The sequence below is a fragment of the Bacillus sp. ISL-7 genome, from assembly GCF_018613065.1.
The window spans coordinates 1-24,249 of the sequence record NZ_JAGGQW010000093.1 but is presented as its reverse complement, the minus strand read 5'-3'; the positions used below and the strand labels follow the sequence as shown (position 1 = coordinate 24,249).

Genomic DNA, 24,249 nt, shown 5'->3' with positions numbered 1-24,249 from the left:
AATTGAAAGGTTCAACAACATCAGTGATGGAAAAGGTAGAAAACCACTATGTAACTATTATTTTTAAAAAGGGGAGATTTAAATGACAATCTGGACAGACTTAGCTGATTTGGAATATAAACTCTATTATGTTAATGCAACCGATATTAAAACGAGAGTACTAGAAGCAGGAACAGGAGAGCCCCTGATTTTGCTTCATGGTACGGGTGGCCATATTGAGGCTTATGCCCGAAATATCCGAGGCTTAAGTGAACATTTCCGTGTGATTTGCATCGATATGGTAGGACATGGCTACACCGCTAAACCAGATCGCCCATACGGAATTGATTATTATAGTGAGCATTTATTGGGTGTTATCCAAGCATTAGGGTTATCAAAGGTATATCTTTCAGGTGAATCATTAGGAGGCTGGGTTGCTGCCTGGTTTGCGGCTGAACATCCAGAGTATGTGAAAGCAATGGTGTTAAACACGCCAGGGAACGTTAATAACAAACCTGAAGTTATGCAAAAGCTGAAGGACTCCACGTTAAAAGCGGTTCTTGAAGCCAACTATGAAAATGTAAAAACAAGACTTCAGTGGTTAATGTATGATAAGAGCCAAGTAAACGATGAACTAATTGAATCTCGTTACAAAATCTATACACAGCCAGCTTATCAAGAGGCCGTTCATCATATCGTCTGCCTGCAGGATATTGAAGTTAGAAAGCTGTACAGCTGGGATCCATCATGGTGCGGTAAAATCAATGTTCCGACATTGTTAGCATGGACAGACCATGATCCAACTTCAACCGTTGAAGAAGCGAAACCGATTCAAGATATGATTCCAAATAGTGAGTTGGTTGTCATCAAAGATGCCGGACACTGGCCGCAATGGGAGAAACCTGAAGAGTTTAACACTGTATTAATAGACTTCTTATTGAAAAATGGAAAAGAAGCTGCTAATCAAAACGACGCATCCTTGGTAACAAAATAATAAGACTAACTTTGAGAGCACTATTGATTGATTCATAGGTTAACATGATATTGAATCTATGAAATAGTGCTTTATTTTTTTACAAAAGGAGTTTTTACTATGAGCAATCAAGTCATTCATCGTGTTCAACATGTATATGAGCTTTTGCAGCAGGCAGAAGCTGCTAAGCAATCCATTACACCACTTACTGATTTGTACCAAGAATTATCCATTGATGAGGCGTATCAGGTCCAACTTCTCGCAATTAATGAGAAGGTTGGCGATGGCCAACGTATTGTTGGGAAAAAAATTGGGTTAACCTCTGTTGCCATGCAGCAGCTGTTAGGTGTGGATCAACCAGATTACGGTCACCTATTGGATTCTATGGAAATTAGTAATAACGGGATCATCAGCTTAGATGCCATGTTCCAGCCAAAGGTAGAAGGAGAGATTGCCTTTGTTCTCAGCAAGGATTTGAAAGGTCCATCTGTGACCATCGAGGATGTCCTTGATGCGACAGAGTATATAGCACCAGCCTTAGAAATCGTCGACAGCCGGATAACCGACTGGAAGATTACATTAGCAGACACGATTGCCGATAATGCATCAAGCGGATTGTTTGTCATCGGTGATGAGCGATTCTCGTTAAGGGATATCGACTTACCATCGATTGAAATGAAATTGTTTAAAAATGGTGTACTGATTAATACAGGATATGGTTCAGATGTACTAGGCCATCCTGCCAAATGTGTGGCCTGGCTGGCAAATAAGTTATCCGAATACAATGTTGTTTTGAAAGCGGGAGAAGTTATTTTATCAGGGGCATTATCTGCAGCAGAAGTGGCCGAAAAAGGGGATCGGTTCACTGCTGGATTTTCACATATTGGTAAGGTGGAAGTTACATTTAAGTAAATTCCTAAAAGGGCCTTTTCATTGAGGGGTGGAAAGGTCTTGAAATCAAAGTAGTATCATTCTATGAAAATGAACGAGGGAAAAAAGGAGAAATTTCAAGGAGGTCCTTATATGGAGCAAAAGAAAAGTGCAGTTTCAAAAAAAACATGGGTGATCATCTTCCTGTTATTTTTATTAACGGTCATTAGTAACGCAGATAAGGCGATTATTGGGTTTGCCTCAGTTTCAATTATTAAGGAATTAGGATTATCGCCAGAGCAATGGGGAGTTGTCGGGAGTGTTTTCTTCTTACTATATTCGCTTTCAGCTGTTTTAGGCGGCAGTCTTGCGGATAAAATTGGAGCGAAAAAAGTCATTGCCGGTATGGTCGCAATTTGGTCCATCGTTCAATTCTCAACAATCTTTGTCAGCAGCTTTACATATTTATTGGTAACTAGAATCATTTTAGGGGCTGGGGAAGGACCTTCCTACGCTTTAGCGATGACAGCCGCCTCAAAGTATCTTCCAAAGGAAAAATTGGGGATTGGTTTAACATTGGTTTCAGTTGGCGGACCGCTTGGTGTCGCCATTTCAGCACCGGTCTTAATGCATCTCATCATGAGTTATGGATGGCGCTCGGCGTTTATCTCAACTGGAGTAGTAGGCTTTATTTGGATTATCGTGTGGTTATGGATCGCAAAGGATAAAGCGGTTACAGATACTGAGCTTGTTGCAACAAAAGGCAGTACGAAGTTATCCACTATTCAGAACGAAACAAAATTCACCTCTGCCTTGTTTTCGAAAAATTTCATCTTAGTTGCCTTATGTGGTTTTGCCACTTATTGGTCCTTTACGATTGGGCTGAACTGGCTTCCCAATTATTTAGAAAATGTCCGCCACCTCAGCGAAGGTACTTTAAAAATTGTCGTAGCATTGCCTTGGATTATGATTACCCTTTCGCAAATCACCTTTTCAACCATTTCTGACCGACTTTATCATAAGACGAAAAGTATGGTAAAGGGACGGATTTTTGTCCTTGGACCAGTAATGTTAGCGGGAGCCGTCAGCTATTTTTTCGGAGCAATGGTCAGCTCTAATATTCTTGCCATTGTATTATTATCACTTGGGTTAACATTTGGATGTATTACCTTGGTTATGGGGCCAGCGATTCTAGTAGATTTGGTTCCACCTAAACATCAAGGTAAAATTCAAGGGTGGTTTATGGCGCTTACTTCATTGGGTGGGATTGTCGGACCCTATGTAACAGGTTATTTCATTGAACATTCAGCAAGTCCAGCTGCTGGATTCCAGTATGCGTTCCAGTTATGCGGGCTAATCCTTCTTGTTTTCGGTGGACTAGTTTGGCTAGCCGTCCGTCCTAAAGAGATTGAAAATTCAGATCTATCAAATGCAAATACATCAAATGTCATGTGAAAATAGTAATCAGTATAAAAAGCGAACAGTGCCTGGCACTGTTCGCTTTTTATACGTATCGATTGCGACCCGCTAACATCCCAAATACCAAAACCACTAAAGAAATAATGATGAGTGCACTAAGTGGAACTGTCCATAAATGGGTCTGATCAAATAAATATCCAATAAAAAAGGGGCCCGCTGCTGCAAGGATATATCCAGTTGATTGTGCCATTCCAGATAACTCTGCAGCCTGACTGGCATTCTTAGTGCGAAGTCCGATAAAGGTTAGTGACAATGGAAAGATTCCTCCCAAAGCCATCCCAATGAAAAAAATGCTAACAATTAAAACGGGATAGGATGAGCCCAACAGTAAACCTCCATAACCAATTATAGAGCATAGGCTTAACAGGAATGCGATCCATTTTTGTGATTGGAAACGTCCTGCAATGACAGGAATGAAGAAACTGAAAGGTAGTCCGACTATTTGGGTGATTGAAAGCAGCCACCCTGCTTTCTCCATACTCATTCCGTGACTATGCAGGATTTCTGGTAACCAAGATATCGTTACATAAAATAAAAAAGACTGAAACCCCATAAAAATGGCGATTTGCCAAGCAAGTGGTGAACGCCAAACTTGATTAGATTTAGAACCAAGCCTTTTTATATCTGTTTGACTTCCATGATTATATTTGAAAAGAAAGGCCCACACCAAGATAGCTAGCACGACCGGAATACCCCAAACAATTAAAGCTCCCTGCCAGCCCAGGTGCATGCCGTCTGCTAAAGGAACACTAACTCCTGACGCTAATGAGGCAAACAATCCCATTGAGGTAGAATAAACACTTGTCATAAGACCGAAGTGCTGTGGGAATTTGTCCTTTGCAATAGCTGGTAAAAGAACATTTCCAACGGCTATACCCACTCCAATAAAAAGAGTCCCAGTAAAAAGGAAAAACGTCATTGGGATGGATCTTAGACCTATACCGATTAAAAGGGTGAACAAACCTATAAGCAAAGTCACCTCATTTGTTAATCGATTGGCGAGCTTTGGCACGATGGGTGACATGATGGAAAAAACAAGTAATGGCAAACTCATTAATAAACCTGTACTCCAATGTGCTAGTCCTACATCTTCCTGAATCATTCCAACCAGTGGCCCTAATGAAGTGATCGCGGGGCGCAAATTAAATGCTACAAGTATAATCCCTGTAACGAGCCAAAATATATAGGTCGATTTCGTTTGAGTATATGATTTTAGTAACTCCACTAATAGAACCTCCCACTCTTAAAACAAACTTTTTAAAGTATACCATAGTGAACAGAGAAGGAGTTAAATGTAACAGAGCTACTTCCATATTTTTCAGAAGAAGGACCCCAATTTTACAATCTGGCTAAAAAGGAAGAAAAGAAGGAAGGAAGGAAGGGAAGTTTCACACGACAAGATTAATTTCATTAGACCGAAAAACAAACAATCGAGTCATGGATTTTTTACATAAGGCTAGTGCAATAGTGGTGGGGATTGCTCAAGAAAGAACCATTGATACAATCATCAATGGAAAAAATGAGGGTTGGAAGATGGAGGTTGATATGCAAAAGACAACTAAACAAGCCTTCATACAAATCCCATATGCCACTTTTATAGAAGTGATTCGATACAAAGCAGAACGACATGGAATTCAAGTCATTGTCCGAGAAGAAAGCTAGAGAAAAGTTTAGAGGCAAGCACCTTACAAGCTCTTGCCTATTAAAACCTCATCCAGAGAAATGACTCTATGATTTAACTCTTCATTCGAATCTAAAACTCCTATTACAATTTGATTGTCTTCTGTTATTGTGGCATATCTGAAATGTTTATCCCCATTAATGGGTAAAGCAGTTACCTGTTTTGCCTCCATCTTGGCAAAGACATTTTCTGTGTACTCAAGTGGTAGAAAATCATCTAATCCTTCTGTTGGTTGACCAACCCATTTAAACAGGAAATCTTTGATTGCAAATTGTTCAATCATCGATAAATTTTTCTTGAATGTTAGCTTATCCACCGTTACTGTTTTCACTTTAATCACTCCTCAAATAGTAAGTAAAGTTTATACTTTCAAATGCCTAACATCAACTGTATTACAGTGACAGAATATTTACATTTTGATTTCGGGTTATTTCAAATAAGGAATGTATATTAATCATTTTTTTAATAATTGCCACTGGATTGCCTTGATGAAGTTCATATTTGCTATAGTTAGTTTCAAATTAAGCTAACAATATTTTTCTTCCATTTTTAAAATATAAAAAGCCGAAAAAATACAAGTTTTTATTCACCACTTGCACATTTTCGGCTTATTTGCTTTCAATAAATATACTGCCATAATCAGCATTTTTTAATTACCTATAATAAATATTATGCTGATTGCTTTTGGTTTCTTCTTGCGCGACTTTCCTTTTTATTTGATTTTGATTTTCCACTTGATTTTGACACTCTAAATAATAGTACAAATCCCGCACTCAACATTAAAGCCCATACAAGTGCGAATTTATTACCACTTAAATAGATACCTATACTAGGTATCAACAGAAGTACGATGCTTTTCAGGTAATAATTTACTTTAGGACTAATGACGATCAAAACTGATATCATAACAAGCAACGATGTTTTGATATTATTCCCCATAAAAGAGTGATTAGTGTAATTTACGTAAAAGTAATACCCAAACGATCCTAAAATTGCTAATAAGGAAAGATAAAATCTCATAAACGAACTTTTATAAAATAGAATCCAAACGGCAATAAAATTAATACCTGCACATATTCCTAGTACAAATAATGTATGATAAAACGTAAAATTACCAATAGGATCTTTCATAAAATTCCAAATGAAATTGAAGTTGTAACAAACAGCTGCTACTACAAATATCTTAAAGACTAGTTTTAATGAGATCATCCTTCCTTTCTTTTTCTTATTTGAGGATCTGGATCTGGATCTGGATGGCGAATCTACTCTCGCTTCGCCATCTGCATCTACTTTTTTCTTGTTCCATCCCATAATCCATTGTTTAAATCCTCTTTCTTCCGGTTCCTCTTCTGCTTTTTGTCTAGTAGCGTAATCTCTTTCTTTATATTCTTCATCATCAACGTTTTCTAATTGTTGGTTCGAATTTGAATGAAAATCCAATGTCTATTCACCTCAAAAATATTTTTTAATTATTATAAACTTATTTTAGATACAAGTCGTAATTTCTAAGCTCCTTTTTTAATAGAACGTTCCCTCAAGTGTACCACTATTAATTTAGTTTATCAGATCCACTTTTTTCTACGGCTTACAAAAGGGTACATTAATAAAAAAATGAAAATGAGTTGAGGACATATGTCCTATCCAAACTACTTGAATATATCCTTTAATATAGATAAGAAATCTAAATTAGGGGAGAAAAGTATGAAGGGGATTATCTTTGCATTTTTAGGCGGGGCCTTTATTACCCTGCAAGGGATTGCCAATACACGGATTAGTGAAGACATTGGCACGTGGCAAGCAGCAACTATTACCCAGTTTACTGGTTTTATAATGGCTCTCATTATTTTCATGATCGTTCGAGACGGTAAAGGGCAAGGCTTCAAACAAGTGAAGCCATTATATTTGATTGGGGGCGCCTTTGCAGCGATTGTTATTTTCAGTAATGTCACCTCTATTCAAAGAATCGGTGTGACCCTAAGTATATCGGCGATCCTGATAGCACAGCTTACGCTGACATTTATCATAGACAGTAACGGATGGTTTGGTCTGGAAAAGCAGAAGATGAAGCTGCCACAGTTTATCGGTATTGGGATGATGATCATTGGTGTGGTGATACTAAGGACTTAATAAGTGTCTTTTGGAATGTAGAAGATGAAAGGCGGAGGGTGAATAAGAGTGAAAGAACTGAATGATCAGGAGCAATTGGACGCGTATATCAAGACATATCAACTAGAATCGATCTTTCATGAACCATTAATTCCCCATTTGTCGCTGTACAGCTTTGAGCAAGGCGAGCTCATTTGTTCCCAGGGTGAAGCATCACAGTATTTGTATGTACTAGTAAAAGGGAAGGTTAAAATCTACACCAGCTCGCCAGAAGGTAATACACTCATTCTTTCTTTTAAGAAACCGCTTGAAGTGATCGGCGATATTGAGTATGTACGGGGCATTGACATTATTAACACAGTTGAGGCGGTATCGCCTGTATGGATGATTGGCATTCACCATCGCTGGTTAAAGAAATATGGAAGTGACCATGCACCGCTCCTACAATTTTTATTGGATATTATTACGAGGAAATTCCATCTGAAAAACAATTCAATGAGCTTTAATATCATGTATCCCGTTGAGGTACGCTTGGCTAGTTATCTACTATCTGTTTCCTTTGATGAATCCGATTCACTTAATAAAAACCAACTTAGCATCAGTATCAAGGATGCAGCTAATTTAATTGGCACGAGCTATCGTCATTTGAATCGGGTCATCACGCAATTATGTGCGGAAGGTCTGATTGAGCGTAATCGAGGTTCCATCCTTGTTAAAGACAGGAATGGATTAAGGGAACTCGCAGGGGATAACATCTACGAATAACTTTAAAAAATATCAACACAGGGGAGAGAAGAGTATGATTCTAGGATTATTATTTGCGATTATTGCCGGTGCGCTGGTAGCTTTGCAAAATATTTTTAACAGTAAGGTCAATGAACGGGCGGGATCTTGGGCAACGACTACTTTAGTATTAGGAATGGGTTTCCTTGCTTCATTGACGTTTGGGCTCCTCTTTGAAGGGGGAAAGTTATTTCACTTGCAAAATATGCAGACTTGGTACTGGTTCAGCGGTCTGATCGGAGTGGGAGTGGTTGTTTGTCTCGTTCAAGGGATCAAGCGGCTGGGACCAACCTATGCCATCGCTATCGCACTGACATCACAACTCGTGGTTGCTCTATTAGGGGACACATTAGGATGGCTAGGTCTTAATAAAGTTCCATTTACGTTCAATCAGTTGATCGGTGTGCTGGTTATTGTTGGTGGGATTATTGTCTTTAAATTTGGCGGAAGCGGTGAGGGTCATAAGGTACCAAAACTCACTTGGCCTTTTGCGAAAGGGAATAAAATATCTGAACTTCAAAAGTAATTAAAGAGGGGTACAACTAAACAAACGTTTGAAACAAACCAAAGAAAGAATGAACTTGCAGATAGATCAATTCCATTTGCGAAATGCCCAAAATAAGCCGTTCCTGTACAAGACATAAATCTTGTACAGGAACGGCTTATTTTGTTTAATCATACCACCTCCAAAAAAGCAAGAAAATATTAATTATTTAAAAAATATTTTTTTATTTTAGACTTTTTGTAGTTTTTTGTGTAATCAAGTAGGTTTGCTAATAGAGTAAAAACATAACCTGCAAAGTGTTCTGATTAAGATAAAAAAATGCTTATAACAAATAAGGGGGACTTTTTCTATGAAAAGATTTGGGTTGGCTACACAAATATTTATTGCGCTTATACTTGGGATTATCGTTGGTGTCATTTTTTACGGTAACGAGACAGCGATAGCCATTTTAGGTCCTATGGGGGACATTTTTATCCATCTGATTAAGATGATTGTAGTGCCAATTGTCATCGCTGCATTAATCGTATCAATAGCCGGTGTGGGCGACATCAAAAAATTAGGAAAGTTAGGCGGAAAAACTCTACTTTATTTTGAAAGCGTTACAACTTTGGCTATTGCGATTGGATTATTGGCGGCAAATCTATTTCAGCCTGGAGCAGGTGTAGATACGGGCAGTCTTAAGGCAAATGACATTTCAAAGTATGAAGAAACAATGAAAACGACTGGAACTCCGAGTGTAGCAGATACGATTGTACATCTTGTTCCGACAAACGTATTTGAATCTATCACTAAAGGTGATTTACTTCCAATTATTTTCTTTATTGTTTTCTTAGGATTGGGAATTGCAGCAATTGGGGAAAAAGGAAAGCCTGTTCTGACATTTTTTGAAGGTATATTAGAAGCGATGTTTTGGGTAACGAATCTTATTATGAAATTTGCCCCTGTTGGAGTATTTGCACTCATTGGGGTGAACGTTGCAAAATTTGGCGCTGCCTCGTTACTTCCTTTGGGAAAACTGGTGCTGGCTGTTTATGTAACAATGATATTTTTTGTGCTCGTGGTTCTTGGCGTCATTGCGAAAATCTCTGGTACCAGCATTTTTCTTCTCATGAAGGTATTAAAAGACGAGCTTATTCTGGCGTTTACAACCGCAAGCTCTGAAGCTGTTTTACCAAGACTTATGGATAAGATGGAGAAATTTGGATGCCCAAAAGCAATCACTTCATTTGTAATCCCGACTGGCTATACCTTTAACTTGGATGGCTCATCCATCTATCAGGCTCTTGCTTCACTTTTCGTAGCACAAATGTATGGAATTCATTTATCCATCATGCAGCAAATTACGTTGCTGCTTGTGTTAATGCTTACATCAAAAGGAATGGCTGGTGTTCCTGGTGCGTCGTTTGTGGTCCTTTTAACCACACTCGGTACAATGGGAATTCCTATAGAAGGCGTTGCTTTCATTGCAGGTATTGATCGTATTCTGGATATGATTAGGACTGCAGTTAACGTACTGGGAAATTCATTGGCGACAATCGTGATGTCAAAATGGGAAGGGCAATTTGACCAAGAAAAAGCAAATCAATATGTGGACTCCTTTAAAGAGTCTAAAGAGTCAAATGTAGCATAATTTTATTGAGCATAGGAGGGAGTACCATGTCAGCTACCAAGGAAAGTACTCAAGTACGAATAGAAAAAGACTTTTTAGGATCAAAAGAAATCCCGGCAGATGCTTATTACGGCATACAAACTCTAAGGGCAGTTGAAAATTTCCCGATTACAGGCTATCGTGTTCACGAACAGTTAATTAAAGCGTTGGCAATTGTCAAAAAAGGCGCTGCTTTAGCCAATATGGATTCAACACGGTTATATGAAGGAATCGGCAAGGTCATTGTTCAGGCTGCAGAGGAAATAATAGTTGGTAAGTGGCATGAACAATTTATCGTGGACCCCATTCAAGGTGGCGCAGGAACATCAATGAATATGAATATGAATGAAATCATTGCTAACCGTGCACTTGAATTACTTGGGAAAGAAAAAGGCGAGTACAAGCATGTGAGTCCGAATAGTCATGTGAATATGTCTCAATCTACAAATGATGCGTTTCCGACCGCGATCCATATTGCTACACTTCAGTTAATGGAAAAGCTATTGGATACGATGCATCAAATGCTGGCCGTTTTCAAACAGAAAGCGCAGCAATTTGATCATGTAATTAAAATGGGACGAACCCATCTTCAGGATGCCGTGCCAATCCGTCTTGGCCAGGAGTTTGAAGCCTACAGCCGTGTCCTAGAGCGCGATATAAAACGGATCCAGCAATCACGTCAGCACTTATATGAAATCAATATGGGGGCAACGGCAGTGGGTACAGGTTTAAATGCAGATCCCCGTTATATCGAAAATGTGGTTAAGCACATAGCCGCTATTTCCGAATTGCCGCTTTTTGGGGCTGAACATCTTGTCGATGCCACTCAAAATACGGATGCTTACACGGAGGTATCTGCCTCACTGAAAGTATGTATGATGAACATGTCCAAAATCGCCAATGATTTAAGGTTAATGGCATCAGGTCCCCGTGCAGGACTTGGGGAAATCACCTTACCAGCTCGTCAGCCTGGTTCATCTATTATGCCGGGGAAGGTGAACCCGGTCATGGCGGAGCTGATCAACCAGGTTGCCTTTCAAGTTATTGGCAATGATCATACCATTTGCCTGGCTTCCGAAGCAGGGCAGCTTGAATTAAATGTAATGGAACCTGTGCTTGTCTTTAACTTGCTTGAATCAATCAGCATCATGAACAATGCATTCCGTACGTTTACGGATTACTGCTTGGCAGGGATTGAAGCAAATACGGAACAGTTAAAAGAATATGTTCAAAAAAGTGTGGGAGTCATTACCGCTGTTAATCCCCATATTGGATATGAAGTAGCAGCGCGTATTGCAAGAGAGGCGATTTTAACAGGTAAACCAGTACGTGAATTATGCTTGCAATATGATGTATTGACAGAGGAAGAGCTTGATCTTATTTTAAACCCTTACGAAATGACAAACCCAGGCATTTCCGGAGCATCGCTTTTGGACAGAGGATAAACTGTATCTTTTAACAACGAAGTTGTCTTTTGTTTTTCAGCATTGTATACTTTTCTAAACCTCATAACGAATTCAATATAGGTGGTATTTGCCTGTGTTGGATTCGTTATTTATGTTTATATCTGTTTAAAATCTTAGGAAGTGAAACGTTTGAAAATCAATCAATTGTTTGAGAGGAATTTATATACTTTCATTTTTGTTATCGTTGCTGTTCCGTTAGCGGGAGAGCTAAAATTTTATCCTTTTCATGATACCTTCCGTGTTAGTCTGGGTACGCCCATTATATTCTTTTCACTATTATTTTTGCGGGGCATTTCACCTATTTTACTAGGTATTGGCACGGCGCTGTCTATTTTTTCCGTTCGGGTAGGATTGGACTGGCTTACACAGGATCATTTCGATTTGTTCGCTTCCGTACAAACACGCTATCCTTCCTCCCTTTATTATTTTGCGTACGTGTTCCTGTTTTACTTATTAAAAATAAATCAGTTCCACAACCGTCCTTGGATTATAGGAGTATTAGGCATTACCATTGAAATCATAGCCAGTTTAACGGAACTGATGTTTCGGCATGTGGCTGTTGGAGACTATTTTACTTTGTCAAAACTAGCCCAGATCTTTATCATTGCCATTTTCCGAAGCTTTTTTGTGCTTTCCTTCTTTAGTATGATGAAGTTATATGAAGGAAAAATAAGAGAGAGGCAAATTCGTCAAAAGAATCAGTATTTATTAATGTTGTTATCCAATTTGTATGTGGAATCCGTTCAGCTAAAAAAAGTATTGCAAAACGCGGAAAATACTACAATCACATCGTACGATTTATATCGGGACTTAAATAATCATATGAAACAAACAGGAATTTCCTTGGAGGAATTTAGTAAAAGGGCTTTACGGATTGCTGGAGAAGTACATGATATAAAAAAAGACAATCAACGGATTTTTGCAGGACTATTCAAGTTGATTGAAGATGAAAAGTTTTCAGATTACATGGATATACATGAACTTGTCCTGATCATTATTAGAACAAATGAAAAATATGCAAGCTCATTAGGAAAGAAGATTGAATTTCGCTATAAAATTAATGGTGAACATCCGGAATATCATGCCTATCTCGTTTTATCGTTAATCAATAATTTAGTGGCAAATGCGGTAGAAGCTATTAAGGAGAAAGGAACAATAGCTATTTATTTAAAGCTGGTAAATCAGTTTGTATGGTTTCAAGTAGAGGATAATGGTCCCGGAGTTCCCGAAAAGTATAAAAGCTTGATTTTTAAACCAGGGTATACTTTAAAATTTGATCAGGCAGGCACGCCATCAACAGGTATTGGTCTTTCCTATGTACAAGAAATTACCGAAGAACTTGGGGGATGTGTTGATCTCCAAAATACTGTAGAAAATTCGGGAGCACTTTTTACCATAAAAATTCCGATATATAGCCTAGTTGAAAGAGGGTAAACTTTATGAATTTTTATATCGTTGATGATGATGAGGTGCATCGTTCCATGCTGGCACAAATAATCGAGGATGAGGATCTGGGAGATATTATCGGAGAAGCCGAAGATGGCTTCATGCTCGAAAAAAACTTAATGATCCTTAAGCATGTGGATATTCTATTTATCGATTTGTTAATGCCTGTTTGTGATGGACTTGAAACCATTCGCCGCTTAAAAGGGGAATTCTCAGGTAAAATTATTATGATTTCACAAGTGGAATCAAAAGAATTAATAGGTGAAGCCTACACCCTTGGTGTTGAGTATTATATTTCAAAACCAATTAATCGCATTGAAGTGTTAAGCGTTATTCGAAAAGTAATGGAGCGAATCCAGTTAGAAAAGTCGATTTCAGAGATTCAAAAATCATTAAATACCGTGTTTAATTTACAGCAGCCAAAACAGGAAACGGCAAATGTATTGAAGAAAACTAGTATTGTAACAGCTGGAGAGTTTCTCTTATCTGAATTAGGTATCCTAGGTGAAAGCGGCAGCAAAGATTTACTGGATATCCTCCAATATTTAGATCAATATGAACAATATCATACGTTCGAACAATTTCCTCCGCTTAAAGAGATTTTTGTGCAAATTACTTTAAAAAAGCTTGGGACGCCCGCGGCACAAATTGATATCCAGCGGGAAGTAAAAGCCTCTGAACAACGGGTACGAAGAGCGATTTACCAATCGTTAAATCATTTAGCTTCGCTCGGTTTATCAGATTTCTCCAACGCTAAGTTCGAAAATTATGCTTCTAAGTTTTTTGATTTTACGATTGTACGCAAGAAGATGACAGAATTACAAAAGAATCCTAAAGCTACTGCTTCCAGTACACGAATTAATACGAAAAAATTTATTCAAGTTCTTTATTTCGAATCGAAGAGGCTCATTCAAGAGGATTAATTGCAGAACTCTAAAATGGCCTTTTTTTCTTTTTTATGTGCTTCTAGCTATAGATGAAGGCAACCCAAATTGGAACTTTAAATTATTAACAAATAAAGGTTACCTCTCCCTCCTGCTTACCTGTCATATGTAGAGTGATTCCCAGTTAAATTTATAATATATCAAATATTCGGTAATGAGTATAAATTACCTTTGTTAGTTTTTGTAGTATTTTGTCGTTCGATGTATATCAACTCTTATATTACGAATAGGGAATCATTTATTTAAATGGTCAAAAGAAATTGTATAAAATGTTAACGATCAAAGAGGAAAATGGGAGTCACTTCTTCCCTTGCCCATTCATAGACAAGTAGTTTTGGAGGAATTAGATATGATTAGCAAACAAATTATTCGAACGTTGATGGTAGAAACACCTTCCTTCCCCGGTAATCTCGGGAAAGTAGCAACGACAATTGGTCTTGCAGGTGGAGATATAGGGGAAATAGAAACGGTAAAGGTAGGTCCAAATTACACAATACGTAATTTTACTGTTCAGGTCGATCATGAGGAGCAGATAGAAGAATTGGCAGACGCTCTCTCCCGGTTAGACGGGGGAATTCGTCTTCATGCTGTTTCAGATGAAGTCCTTCATGCACATGAAGGAGGGAAAATTCATATGAAAAGTAAAGTGAATCTTCAAACATTAGCTGATTTAAGAAGAGTTTATACACCAGGTGTGGCCGATGTTTGCCGAATTATCGAGGCAGAACCGGATAAAGCAAAAATTTATACGAGTATTGGTAATTCGGTAGCGATCGTTACTGACGGAACCGCGATTCTTGGCATGGGAGACATCGGCCCTGTTGCCGGAATGCCAGTTATGGAGGGGAAGGCTGTTCTCTTCGACCAATTAGCTGGTATTAATGGGATTCCGATTCTACTTAATACGAAAGACCCGGATGAGATTGTACGGACAGTGAAAAATATTTCTCCGGGTTATAGTGGTATTTTACTCGAAGATATAGGGTCTCCACACTGTTTCGAGGTCGAAGAACGACTTAAGAAGGAGCTGGATATTCCGGTAATGCATGATGATCAGCATGGAACGGCTGTCGTTACCCTGGCTGCCACGATATCAGCGTGTAAAAGTGCCGGTCTTGACTTGAAAAATGCACAAGTTGGCCAGATTGGCCTTGGAGCAGCAGGGTTGGCGATTTCTCGAATGCTTATGGCATACGGAGTAAAGACTGTATTTGGAGCAGATTTATCTCCGGATGCGAAGGCGAGGTTAGAGAACTATGGCGGTCATCCAGTTGATAGCATTGAACTATTATTGAGGAACTGTGATATCGTTATCGCCACTACAGGTGTTCCTGGACTGATTCAACAGCAATGGGTACGCCCAGGGCAGGTGATTTTAGCATTATCAAACCCTAAACCGGAAATCGAACCGGAATTAGCCCTGCAGGCGGGAGCTGCATATGCGGCAGATGGCCGCTCTGTTAACAATGTTCTTGGATTTCCTGGTATTTTTCGAGGAGCTTTAAACGCGCAAGCTAGTGAAATCACCCATCCTATGCTAGTCGCTGCCGCTGAAGCGATCGCAGCATGTACTAAACTTGGAGATTTGGTTCCGCATCCTTTAGATTTACATGTTCATAAAATGGTGACCGAAGCGGTTGAAAGAGCGGCTGTTCAATCTAATAGGAAAGCAGACGGAGCGGAATACCTGCCAAATTAGGATAAGAGGAAGTCGATCAAAACTAGTTCAATATCATCAAAATTCACTTGCTAAGCGGAAGCTATTCAGCCATTGCCCAAAGGGTTCATTGGGAAGTGAGCTATTTTTCGTAATTCAATGAAATTGTTTAACAACAGATGAAGGACGCTTTTGGCGTCCCTTTTCCATTTATAACCACTAATAGTTTATACAGAACTCTTCAAAGCCTTTAATAGACCTTATCCCCATTAAAGATTGAATTCTTAACAACCACATAATCTACATTACGGATGGCTGCTAACTTATTTCCTCCTGCGTAAGAAATAGAGGATTGAAGGTCTTGCTCCATCTCTATCAACGTTTCTTTTAAAGAGCCTTTGTACTCAACAAACATTTTTTTGCCTTCTACATTTTTCTTTTCCCCTTTTTGAAATTCCGATGCTGATCCAAAGTATTCTTTATAACACTTACCATCTTTCTCGATAGTTTCTCCTGGCGACTCTTCGTGTCCTGCAAACAATGAACCAATCATCACCATGGTTGCCCCGAATCTAATGGATTTGGCGATATCACCATGTGTGCGAATCCCTCCGTCAGCAATAATCGGCTTACTCGCTGCCTTTGCACACCAACGCAGTGCAGCTAATTGCCAGCCGCCAGTCCCAAATCCAGTCTTAATCTTGGTGATACATACCTTCCCAGGTCCAATCCCAACTTTAGTCGCATCCGCACCAGCGTGTTCTAATTCTCTGACTGCTTCAGGAGTTCCGACATTTCCAGCTATGACAAAACTGTTAGGTATGTACTTCTTAATATGCTGAATCATTTTAATTACCGCATTGGAATGACCATGTGCGATATCAATGGTTATAAATTCGGGTGAAATCTGTTCATCCGCTAATTGTTTGATAAATTGGTACTCCTCCTCTTTAACTCCAACACTGATAGATGACAATAAACCTCGTGATTTCATATCTTTGATAAATGATAATCGCTTACCTGGCTCAAAACGATGCATGATATAAAAGTAGCCATTTTCAGCTAAGTAAATGGCTATCTTTTCGTCGATAATCGTCTGCATATTTGCAGGAACCACCGGCAGCTTAAATGTATGCCCGCCAAAGGATACAGTTGTATCACACTCAGAGCGGCTATTTACAACACTTTTTGCCGGAATCAATTGGATATCTTCGTAATCAAATACATTTTCCATAATTGTCCTCCTTGAAAACAAACAGTAATTAGCTTAAATGTTCACTCAATGCAAAGATAGGGTTATCGGTTTCAATTGGTCCTATACATTAAGCTAATTCAATGATAGTCCTTTTTGGAATCAAACTACACTGTTTAAATAATTTTTATACTTTTTTTAGGATTGGTTTAGAAGGGATTTATAATTCCCGGTTATGATAAATAACAGAAAGCGTTGGCTGGCCTAGTTTGGAGATATATCAGGGTTCATTCTGTTCGAAAAAAAATGCGTTAAGGAGATTTGCTCATGTCGATCAAGACGAGACTACTACTATCCTATATGGCCATGACCTTCATTCCCATCGTGTTGTTCGCCTTAATTTCCACAACACTTGTTTCAGCTTTTTATAAGGATATGGCTGGAACCAGGGATGGTAGGGGAATGCCAGCCTTTTGGGAAACGGCCAATCAACGCAGAGACCTGATTGCCGGCGTGAAGTTTATGACAAAAAATGACCCAGACCGATTCAACGACAACGAGTTCTTGAAAAGCACGGACAAACAATTGAATCGTGTTCATTCAGGACTCGTGGTAATGAAAGATAATCGAACTGGCTTCACTTCCCCTTTCGTGAACCGCCTTGATCTAAATACTACTGAGATTAAGGAGATGCAAAGGGGACAGACTCATGGCCGATGGGGAAAAAGTCGTTTTTCAGTGGAAAAGTACGATATCACTCTTAGCGATGACACTACAGGTACAGTATATATATTTTCTGATTTATATCCTTTTTTCAAGGAAGCAAGAAAGTTTTTCCCGCTGCTGGTATTGTCGCTGCTACTTGTTATTGGCCTTACGAATGGTATTCTTACCTATTTAGTTTCCCGAAGTTTTATCAAACCTTTGTACACGCTAAAACATGCTGCAGAACAAATTAAAAAAGGGATCCTTGCTCATGAGGTGAAGTTGGACCGCAGAGATGAATTCGGAGAATTGGGGGCTTCCTTTGATGAAATGCGCGCCCGCTTGAACGAATCGATCCATCTTCAGCTACAGTATGAAGAGAACCGGAAAGAACTAATTTCAAACATTTCACATGATCTGAAAACGCCGATTACCGGAATTAAAGCGTGCGTTCAAGGCATTCAAGATGGAATCGCAGATACGGTTTCGAAAAGGGATAAATATATAAATATGATCGCGAAAAAAGCGGACGATATGGATCAATTGATAGATGAATTGATGTTGTATTCTAAGCTTGATTTAAAACGACTGCCATTTGATTTGAAACCTCTGGACATTCGTGGGTATTTGCAGAATTATATAGAAGAATTACGTCTCGACCTGCGAATGGAGAATATTAAGATTACGTTCTCTTCCGTCAGCGACAGACCGGTTCTCGTTATGGGAGACCATGAAAAGATGAGCAGGGTAATGATGAATATAATCGACAACAGCTTAAAATATATGAACAACGAACAAAAGGAAATCAAGGTGGAATTGTTCGACGACGAGGCAAAAGCAACAGTACACATCCTGGATAACGGACCGGGAATTGACAGCGAGGAACTCCTCCATATTTTCAAACGTTTTTACCGGGCAGAACCTTCGAGAAATACAGAATCGGGAGGTACAGGCCTTGGTCTCGCTATTGTCAAACAGATGGTCGAAGGACAAGGTGGAACCGTTTGGGCTGAAAGTCAATTAGGGGAAGGGACCAGCATTTATTTTACACTACCAAAGATCAATCATAAGGGTGAGGACGAGTGAAACGAATTTTAATCATCGAGGACGATCAGGTTATTGTGGAAGTGGAAAAAGATTATTTAGAAGCAAGCGGCTATGAGGTAGATATCGCCATTAGCGGAGAGGTGGGTCTGAAAAAGGCCTTGGAAGAGGAATATGATTTGATCATTCTCGACCTCATGCTTCCAAATACAGATGGATTTGAAATCTGCAGGCACGTCCGACAAGCGAAAAACATCCCAATTTTAATGGTTTCCGCCAAGAGAGAAGAAATTGATAAAATACGCGGGCTTGGCCTCGGGGCAGATGATTATGTGACCAAGCCCTTCAGTGTCGGCGAGCTGGTGGCACGGGTCAAGGCACATCTGGCACGTTATGACCGGTTAATGACAGATAACTTCGCGAGACAAAAAGACGAAATAAGGATTCGAGGAATTCGTATTGATAAGTTATCTCGAAAAGTGTTCGTGAATGAAACCGAAATTCCGTTTACCTCAAAAGAGTTTGATTTATTACTATTTTTGGCCATCCATCCTAATCAGGTGTTCAGTAAAGACGAGCTGTTTGAAAAGATCTGGGGATTGGATTCCATCGGGGACAATGCCACGGTAACTGTTTTTATTGGAAAATTACGTGAAAAAATTGAAACGAACCCGTCAAAGCCACAATATATTGAGACTATTTGGGGTGTCGGGTATCGGTTTAATGTTTAACAAGGGGGGAATCATATGAGGAAATTGAATCTTACACAGAGAAGATGGCTGATTATCTTACATTTATTATTTGCTGCAATCATGTTCGGGGTGGCCATTGTTTTTTTAATTCTGAGTGTAACTGCGGCTAACACGAACGATGCTGGTGTGCTCAAGGCATGTTATATAAGTATGCATATGCTAGCCCAGACATCGGTTCGTGCATCCACGATTGGCACGGTGGTAACGGGGATTTTGCTATCTGTGCTGACGCCATGGGGCTTGTTCAAATTTTACTGGATTATCGTCAAAGAAGGTTTGACGGTCCTCTCAATCTTATTAGGTCCTTTCGCAATGTATACCTTAACGCTAAAAGCAGTAACGTTGACAACTAGTGGAGGGCTAAACGCTCTTACGGATCCATCGTTCACAGTAAACAAGTGGCAGCTATGGAACGGAATTATCCTTCAGATTATTTCGCTTGGTGCGATGTTTGTAATTTCGGTGTTTAAACCATGGGGACAGCGAAAACAGAAAAAAGCAACGAACCTTGCTTGAAGATGAAGGGGAGAAGAGACATGATTAAGAAATTAGGAAAGAAAAAAGGAAACAGCAGAAGAGATTCGGTTGAAGAGTCTGGAGTGTGTAAGTAGTGAAACCTAAAAAAAGTTGGTGGATTTTATTTATTATCTCATTAGGAGTCATCATTCCTTTTGTGGTTCCTTATTTAACATTAAATCCCGCCAATAGCCGAGTATCTATCACATCGTCTGGCATGCAATTTCCCTTATTAATTGCACATATTGTAACGGCATGTTTGGCACTACTATCCGGTTTTTTCCAATTTGTTGGACATTTTCGAATCAAAACACCAAAAGTCCATCGCTTTCTTGGCAGAGTGTATGTAGGCAGTGTCTTAATAAGCGGTGGGCTTGGTCTAGTATATGTTTCGTATATTGAAAATTTTTCGAAAGCCACTTCTTTTCTTGTATTGTCACTTATCTGGCTTTTTACCTGTTGGAAAGGATATCGTACGGCAGTAAGAAAACAAATTGCAGATCATCGCAAATGGATGATTCGAAGCTTTGGTGTCACGTTAGTGGCAGTAAGCGGCCGAATAGTGGTGCCAGTTTTGCTGCTAACCTATTACGCGTTAAATGGCTTCACTCTGCCTGGCGGGAGAGAGAAGATGGTCGAGGAAGTTCTGAATGTAAATATATGGGTGGGGCTAATAGTTAATTTCATTGTCGTTGAGTGGGGAATCCTTCGTAAAGGTGTCAGGCACCATGTGAAAAATTCACATGGTGCCTGACACCTTTCTTTTACTGGTAAAAAACTAATAAATCGTTTGATTAGAATGTTGATAGAGTGTAAATAATCGAGAAAGAGGGATTTTTCGAAGGTTGATTGAAATATATTTATAGGGGATGGTCCCCTCAAAAGTTTAAATTAAGAAGGGGAATAGCGGTATGAAAACGCGAGATCATTATCCATATATTTATTTCTTCACGGAGCCAAATGTCGTGTTTGTTTATAAAATTGAAGGGGAAGATTATTTAACCGCATCTGAATTGTCGCAACAAGGAGAATGGGAAACGTTTGAGATCCGCCACGTGGATGAATTTCGATGCTTTAATCATGAAGCACATATTCCCCTTGTAGGCCGGGGTTATTTTCTTCGCCAAGACGATCTCAACTTCATGGCAGGAAAAATCAATCAACTCATTCAAAGTCAGCGGAAAGTAAGTTCCTTTAACTATCAGAATAAGGGCGCATTTCATCTAGTTTCTTCCGACTCGACTGCGGGTGCTTTAAGGGTAGGCTTAGACCGGCCAAAGACGGTGATTGGATTTCATGATTTTTTTTCGATCGGGCCTTTATGGAAACTTGATCAAAAAGCGGGCCAAAATTTTCGTTTTGAATGGTTGAATGAGCATATTAATGTAGAGCAGGATGATTTTGAATTACAAAATAACTTTTCCAAGACGTTGTTAGAAATAGAGGATATTCCTGAGTTTGTGCCTATTTACATATGGACGGCCAATAATGGCAACGAACAAACGGGTCTTCGTTTTATTCTTCATTTATTAAAAGAGAAAGATAATGATATTGTTCTACTCAATACGACCGAACTTCATCATCAACGGATCGACTCCAACAATGAAAAACTCTACTCCAGCATGCTTCACCCTAATCAATTAAAACAACTATTAGACCAAGCACTATCGACTGAACCTTTATCGTATCAGGAGCGTATCCAATTCCAAAGAGATTGGGAAGTACTGGCGCAATCGAAAGATGTCCTTCGTCTATGGAAGAATGGCCGAGTTACCAGTGTGACTGAAGATTACTTTGATGACCTCATCCTAAAGACAATTGACCATTTGCATAAGGAGCAGCAAAATAAAGACTTTATCAGGACTGGAAAAGTGATTGCTGAAACGATGCATCAAATGGATGAACTGGTGGGTGACTTTTATATAGAATACCGAATTCGGCATTTAATTTATTTTGGATTCCTTGAGTTAAAAGGGATACCAAGATCAATGCGGCATTATAGTGTAAAATTACGTGAAAAATAGACCTGAAAAAAATTGTAAATTTTCCAATTATTGATTGACAGGATCCAAGGATGATAATATCCTGTTAAGTAATCAGATAAGTATTATCGGAATTAAAAGTGGTGAACAAACAAGGTCACCTTTTGAAGAAATGATCTCAATCTTACGAATAAAATAACATAGTTAGCCAGTCAACTGGAGACACAAATTCAAGTGTCTTCTTTTTGTTAATTAAAATTCATACACTAGTCGACTATTCGGATAGAGACTTCTCGCACCCATGAGAAGTCTCTTTTTTTATCTATTTTAAAGGAGCTGATTCTAATGAGACGATTAATAAAGGAGAGGATTTCATGGAGAATATACTTCGGAATGCTGTGGAACAAAGAAGGAAAACATTAATTAACATTCTGCTTACCTTTAAAATCTTTGATAGTGAGGAACAGCTTTTGAAGTTACCTTTAACAGATTTAGAAAATGAATACAAAAGATTAAAGTCGAATTGTCATCCTCATAGTGATACAGGCTCGATTCAATGGAAAAATAAAATATAAACTTAGGGCGAACAGTGATATTCACTGTTCGCCTATTTACTTACTTTTAATAAAATTTGTAAATCTTGTTTGTTTGTTTGTGAAACTAAGCCAGTTATTTGCTAAGCATTCCACCAGCCTAGTTTTTCAATAATCTCTGCATATTTGCAGGCACCAAAGGCAACTTAAACATATAGCTTCAAAGGATACGGTTGTATCACACGCAGATACTGAATCCAAACATACGGAATGTGTTACCTCTAGGTAGTCACTAGGTATTGAAATGAAAGTGTATGATTTTAATTTAGAACTTTATAAACATATTTTTAAAAGGAGATACACCGATGACAAACGAAGATTATGAATTAAATTTAGTAAATAAAGCGATTGAGAATGCTCCTGCTTGGTTAAATGATGACCTTGAAGGGATAGCAAAAAAGGAGAAAACCAAACTCAGAATAAGCTTTGTGGTTTCCGAACTATATTCGAGATATACATTTAGCTATCGGCATATTACAGCATCTATGAATCATAGTTCAGAATGGTCCACTACTGCCCGAGAAAGATTGAACTTCATTGATAACAATATTGACTTGATTCAGTATATGATCAAGAGAATGGAAGAATAAATTAGGAAATTGATATAAAATGTATTTTTGACAGAGCACCGTCCATCATCGGATCACAATAAACGGTCTCATCATCTCATAATCCTCGTGCTCCAAGATATGACAGTGCCAAACATACAGCCCTGTAAAAGGACCAAACTTCATGATAATTCGAGTAACTTGGTTAGGATTAGCTCGAACGGTATCCTTCCAGCCCCGTTCTTGTGGTTCGGGAGGGATCGCCGGACCCATATAATCGATGATATTCTCCCTTTTATATTTTTCTACATCAAACTCTCTACGGTCTAAGATTTGAAAATCAACTAAGTGGAGATGAATTGGGTGGGAATCCTTCGTTAAGCTAATAATATACCATATTTCAGTGGAGCCCAATTTTGGATTTTCAGTGATCGGGGCATCCCACTGTTTATTATCCAACAGCATCCATTCTCGACCGTATGGATCCATATTGTCATTTAAAGTTAAGTATCGGAAGAAAGGACGAGCTGGTGGGTGAAAAATTATTAAAGCAGCCATTCTAAGAGTTCTAGCGTTTATTGCCGTTATCATATTATCGATCGGTTTTTTTATATTAATATCCGCTATTCAAGAAGCATTGTTTATTCCTAAAGATTATATCATCTGGATTTTTAAATCACCCTACTCAGGGTTGGTGATTATTTTTGAGATTTATCTATTTATCGGTTTTTTCTATCTTTTCAATAAAGATTTGAGGGAGATCTGGAGAAATGGGAGACTTTTTAAAAAGTACAGAAAACTAGTGATTGCTGCTTTCTCCACCTTCAATGTTGTTTTGATATATACGATTATTTCAGCTGTTGCTGTAATAACCCACGACAAGATTATCGATTATTCATTTCTATCTCCACAAGGCAGGGAATATAGCCTTGTGGAGATTGTAAAGATTAATACAGGCGTGTACGGTAAGGGGCGTCCTTCTCTGTTTAAACACTCAAAGGGTGATTTCTTTTACATAATTGAACTAAATGATGGTACAAAGATTGATTTGACTCAAGTGGGTGGAGTAAAAAATGATGAAGATGAGCGTTTTGTCATTGAAAAACTTGATATTCAATTAGTAAACATGGGTATCAGGAAAGAATCAAGTATGAAAAACTTCGAATACAGTAAGAAAGGCTTAGCTAAGGTCTATACTGATAAAATACGGAACATATTGGAAAATATGAAATAAAATAAAGATCAAGGATTCGCTCATTGAAACACCATATTCGCCCAAAAAGGTTCAAAAATCGCCCATAAAAACCCGGAATTCGCCCATAAATCTCAAAAATTCGCCCATAGAAAGAATAGTAGGCAATAAAACTGGCGAACAGTGCA

At 38.7% G+C, this 24,249-nt stretch carries 24 protein-coding genes and 1 pseudogene; 20 read left to right on the top strand and 5 right to left on the bottom strand.

What is annotated here, in order from left to right:
* Window positions 1-82: 82 nt before the first annotated feature.
* From J7E66_RS29645 to J7E66_RS29635, 3 genes are all read left to right on the top strand, one after another.
* Window positions 83-973 (top strand): alpha/beta fold hydrolase, encoded by an 891-nt coding sequence (locus tag J7E66_RS29645; RefSeq protein WP_215007110.1) that lies wholly within the window; start codon window positions 83-85, stop codon window positions 971-973.
* A gap of 99 nt (window positions 974-1,072) precedes the next feature.
* Window positions 1,073-1,864: a 2-keto-4-pentenoate hydratase gene (locus J7E66_RS29640; protein WP_215007107.1), complete on the top strand. Its 792-nt coding sequence runs from the start codon at window positions 1,073-1,075 to the stop codon at window positions 1,862-1,864.
* 111 nt (window positions 1,865-1,975) lie between these two features.
* Window positions 1,976-3,277, top strand: coding sequence for an MFS transporter (locus J7E66_RS29635; protein WP_215007104.1), 1,302 nt, complete (start codon window positions 1,976-1,978; stop codon window positions 3,275-3,277).
* A 49-nt stretch (window positions 3,278-3,326) separates the two neighbouring features.
* Here J7E66_RS29635 and J7E66_RS29630 read toward each other — a convergent pair whose 3' ends face one another.
* Complete coding sequence (locus J7E66_RS29630) at window positions 3,327-4,526, bottom strand: CynX/NimT family MFS transporter (protein ID WP_215007101.1); 1,200 nt, start codon at window positions 4,524-4,526, stop codon at window positions 3,327-3,329.
* A gap of 212 nt (window positions 4,527-4,738) precedes the next feature.
* On the opposite strand from J7E66_RS29630, the gene J7E66_RS29625 reads away from it, so the two are divergent.
* A complete protein-coding gene (locus J7E66_RS29625; protein WP_215007098.1) occupies window positions 4,739-4,963 on the top strand; it encodes an IS200/IS605 family accessory protein TnpB-related protein in 225 nt (74 codons plus the stop codon).
* Window positions 4,964-4,986: 23 nt separating this feature from the next.
* Here J7E66_RS29625 and J7E66_RS29620 read toward each other — a convergent pair whose 3' ends face one another.
* Together J7E66_RS29620 and J7E66_RS29615 are read right to left on the bottom strand one after the other, a co-directional pair.
* Window positions 4,987-5,313, bottom strand: a complete 327-nt coding sequence (locus J7E66_RS29620) for a hypothetical protein (RefSeq protein ID WP_215007095.1) — start codon at window positions 5,311-5,313, stop codon at window positions 4,987-4,989.
* Window positions 5,314-5,651: 338 nt separating this feature from the next.
* A complete protein-coding gene (locus J7E66_RS29615) occupies window positions 5,652-6,422 on the bottom strand; it encodes a hypothetical protein (protein ID WP_215007093.1) in 771 nt (256 codons plus the stop codon).
* Between the two features lie 261 nt (window positions 6,423-6,683).
* Between J7E66_RS29615 and J7E66_RS29610 the strand changes: the two genes are divergently transcribed.
* The 8 genes from J7E66_RS29610 (at window position 6,684) to J7E66_RS29575 (ending at window position 15,579) form a co-directional block, all read left to right on the top strand.
* The gene (locus J7E66_RS29610; protein WP_215007091.1) at window positions 6,684-7,109 is read left to right on the top strand and encodes a DMT family transporter; all 426 of its coding nucleotides are present in this window, start codon (window positions 6,684-6,686) and stop codon (window positions 7,107-7,109) included.
* 48 nt (window positions 7,110-7,157) lie between these two features.
* Entirely contained in the window at window positions 7,158-7,853 is a 696-nt protein-coding gene (locus tag J7E66_RS29605) for a Crp/Fnr family transcriptional regulator (protein WP_215007089.1), read from the top strand.
* A gap of 34 nt (window positions 7,854-7,887) precedes the next feature.
* Entirely contained in the window at window positions 7,888-8,397 is a 510-nt protein-coding gene (locus J7E66_RS29600) for a DMT family transporter (RefSeq protein WP_215007087.1), read from the top strand.
* Between the two features lie 328 nt (window positions 8,398-8,725).
* Window positions 8,726-10,006, top strand: a complete 1,281-nt coding sequence (locus J7E66_RS29595; RefSeq protein WP_215007085.1) for a cation:dicarboxylate symporter family transporter — start codon at window positions 8,726-8,728, stop codon at window positions 10,004-10,006.
* Window positions 10,007-10,032: 26 nt separating this feature from the next.
* The gene (gene aspA / locus J7E66_RS29590) at window positions 10,033-11,469 is read left to right on the top strand and encodes an aspartate ammonia-lyase (RefSeq protein WP_215007083.1); all 1,437 of its coding nucleotides are present in this window, start codon (window positions 10,033-10,035) and stop codon (window positions 11,467-11,469) included.
* Window positions 11,470-11,610: 141 nt separating this feature from the next.
* On the top strand, window positions 11,611-12,924 hold the full coding sequence (locus J7E66_RS29585) for a sensor histidine kinase (protein WP_308162631.1): 1,314 nt from the start codon (window positions 11,611-11,613) through the stop codon (window positions 12,922-12,924).
* A gap of 5 nt (window positions 12,925-12,929) precedes the next feature.
* Window positions 12,930-13,859, top strand: coding sequence for a response regulator (locus J7E66_RS29580; RefSeq protein ID WP_215007079.1), 930 nt, complete (start codon window positions 12,930-12,932; stop codon window positions 13,857-13,859).
* Window positions 13,860-14,229: 370 nt separating this feature from the next.
* On the top strand, window positions 14,230-15,579 hold the full coding sequence (locus J7E66_RS29575) for an NAD-dependent malic enzyme (protein ID WP_215007077.1): 1,350 nt from the start codon (window positions 14,230-14,232) through the stop codon (window positions 15,577-15,579).
* A 208-nt stretch (window positions 15,580-15,787) separates the two neighbouring features.
* Here the strand turns inward: J7E66_RS29575 and guaC are convergent, their stop codons facing one another.
* Window positions 15,788-16,771, bottom strand: coding sequence for a GMP reductase (gene guaC, locus J7E66_RS29570; RefSeq protein WP_215007074.1), 984 nt, complete (start codon window positions 16,769-16,771; stop codon window positions 15,788-15,790).
* Between the two features lie 285 nt (window positions 16,772-17,056).
* On the opposite strand from guaC, the gene J7E66_RS29565 reads away from it, so the two are divergent.
* The 7 genes from J7E66_RS29565 to J7E66_RS29535 all read left to right on the top strand — a co-directional run bounded on the left by J7E66_RS29565 (window position 17,057) and on the right by J7E66_RS29535 (window position 22,911).
* Window positions 17,057-18,520, top strand: coding sequence for a sensor histidine kinase (locus J7E66_RS29565; RefSeq protein ID WP_215007071.1), 1,464 nt, complete (start codon window positions 17,057-17,059; stop codon window positions 18,518-18,520).
* Window positions 18,517-19,209: a response regulator transcription factor gene (locus J7E66_RS29560; protein ID WP_215007068.1), complete on the top strand. Its 693-nt coding sequence runs from the start codon at window positions 18,517-18,519 to the stop codon at window positions 19,207-19,209. The genes J7E66_RS29565 and J7E66_RS29560 overlap by 4 nt, the downstream gene beginning before the upstream one ends.
* Before the next feature lie 15 nt (window positions 19,210-19,224).
* Window positions 19,225-19,746, top strand: coding sequence for a hypothetical protein (locus J7E66_RS29555; RefSeq protein ID WP_215007065.1), 522 nt, complete (start codon window positions 19,225-19,227; stop codon window positions 19,744-19,746).
* A gap of 94 nt (window positions 19,747-19,840) precedes the next feature.
* Window positions 19,841-20,500: a DUF2306 domain-containing protein gene (locus J7E66_RS29550; protein ID WP_215007063.1), complete on the top strand. Its 660-nt coding sequence runs from the start codon at window positions 19,841-19,843 to the stop codon at window positions 20,498-20,500.
* A 157-nt stretch (window positions 20,501-20,657) separates the two neighbouring features.
* Window positions 20,658-21,770 (top strand): DUF1835 domain-containing protein, encoded by a 1,113-nt coding sequence (locus tag J7E66_RS29545; RefSeq protein ID WP_215007061.1) that lies wholly within the window; start codon window positions 20,658-20,660, stop codon window positions 21,768-21,770.
* Between the two features lie 332 nt (window positions 21,771-22,102).
* Window positions 22,103-22,303: a Fur-regulated basic protein FbpA gene (gene fbpA, locus J7E66_RS29540; RefSeq protein WP_142292131.1), complete on the top strand. Its 201-nt coding sequence runs from the start codon at window positions 22,103-22,105 to the stop codon at window positions 22,301-22,303.
* A gap of 323 nt (window positions 22,304-22,626) precedes the next feature.
* Window positions 22,627-22,911 carry a hypothetical protein gene (locus J7E66_RS29535; RefSeq protein WP_215007058.1) on the top strand — a complete coding sequence of 95 codons (285 nt, stop codon included), beginning with the start codon at window positions 22,627-22,629 and terminating at the stop codon, window positions 22,909-22,911.
* A gap of 45 nt (window positions 22,912-22,956) precedes the next feature.
* Here the strand turns inward: J7E66_RS29535 and J7E66_RS29530 are convergent.
* Window positions 22,957-23,382, bottom strand: a pseudogene (locus J7E66_RS29530) (multicopper oxidase domain-containing protein); the annotation flags it as partial.
* Between the two features lie 181 nt (window positions 23,383-23,563).
* Between J7E66_RS29530 and J7E66_RS29525 the strand changes: the two are divergent.
* A complete protein-coding gene (locus tag J7E66_RS29525) occupies window positions 23,564-24,103 on the top strand; it encodes a hypothetical protein (RefSeq protein WP_215007055.1) in 540 nt (179 codons plus the stop codon).
* Window positions 24,104-24,249 lie beyond the last annotated feature (146 nt).

Coding starts and splice junctions, on each gene's coding strand:
- J7E66_RS29645 (WP_215007110.1), top strand. CDS start 83: ATGACAATCTGGACAGACTTAGCTGATTTGGAATATAAACTCTATTAT.
- J7E66_RS29640 (WP_215007107.1), top strand. CDS start 1,073: ATGAGCAATCAAGTCATTCATCGTGTTCAACATGTATATGAGCTTTTG.
- J7E66_RS29635 (WP_215007104.1), top strand. CDS start 1,976: ATGGAGCAAAAGAAAAGTGCAGTTTCAAAAAAAACATGGGTGATCATC.
- J7E66_RS29625 (WP_215007098.1), top strand. CDS start 4,739: ATGGATTTTTTACATAAGGCTAGTGCAATAGTGGTGGGGATTGCTCAA.
- J7E66_RS29610 (WP_215007091.1), top strand. CDS start 6,684: ATGAAGGGGATTATCTTTGCATTTTTAGGCGGGGCCTTTATTACCCTG.
- J7E66_RS29600 (WP_215007087.1), top strand. CDS start 7,888: ATGATTCTAGGATTATTATTTGCGATTATTGCCGGTGCGCTGGTAGCT.
- J7E66_RS29595 (WP_215007085.1), top strand. CDS start 8,726: ATGAAAAGATTTGGGTTGGCTACACAAATATTTATTGCGCTTATACTT.
- aspA (WP_215007083.1), top strand. CDS start 10,033: ATGTCAGCTACCAAGGAAAGTACTCAAGTACGAATAGAAAAAGACTTT.
- J7E66_RS29580 (WP_215007079.1), top strand. CDS start 12,930: ATGAATTTTTATATCGTTGATGATGATGAGGTGCATCGTTCCATGCTG.
- J7E66_RS29575 (WP_215007077.1), top strand. CDS start 14,230: ATGATTAGCAAACAAATTATTCGAACGTTGATGGTAGAAACACCTTCC.
- guaC (WP_215007074.1), bottom strand. CDS start 16,771: ATGGAAAATGTATTTGATTACGAAGATATCCAATTGATTCCGGCAAAA.
- J7E66_RS29565 (WP_215007071.1), top strand. CDS start 17,057: ATGTCGATCAAGACGAGACTACTACTATCCTATATGGCCATGACCTTC.
- J7E66_RS29555 (WP_215007065.1), top strand. CDS start 19,225: ATGAGGAAATTGAATCTTACACAGAGAAGATGGCTGATTATCTTACAT.
- J7E66_RS29545 (WP_215007061.1), top strand. CDS start 20,658: ATGAAAACGCGAGATCATTATCCATATATTTATTTCTTCACGGAGCCA.
- fbpA (WP_142292131.1), top strand. CDS start 22,103: ATGGAGAATATACTTCGGAATGCTGTGGAACAAAGAAGGAAAACATTA.
- J7E66_RS29535 (WP_215007058.1), top strand. CDS start 22,627: ATGACAAACGAAGATTATGAATTAAATTTAGTAAATAAAGCGATTGAG.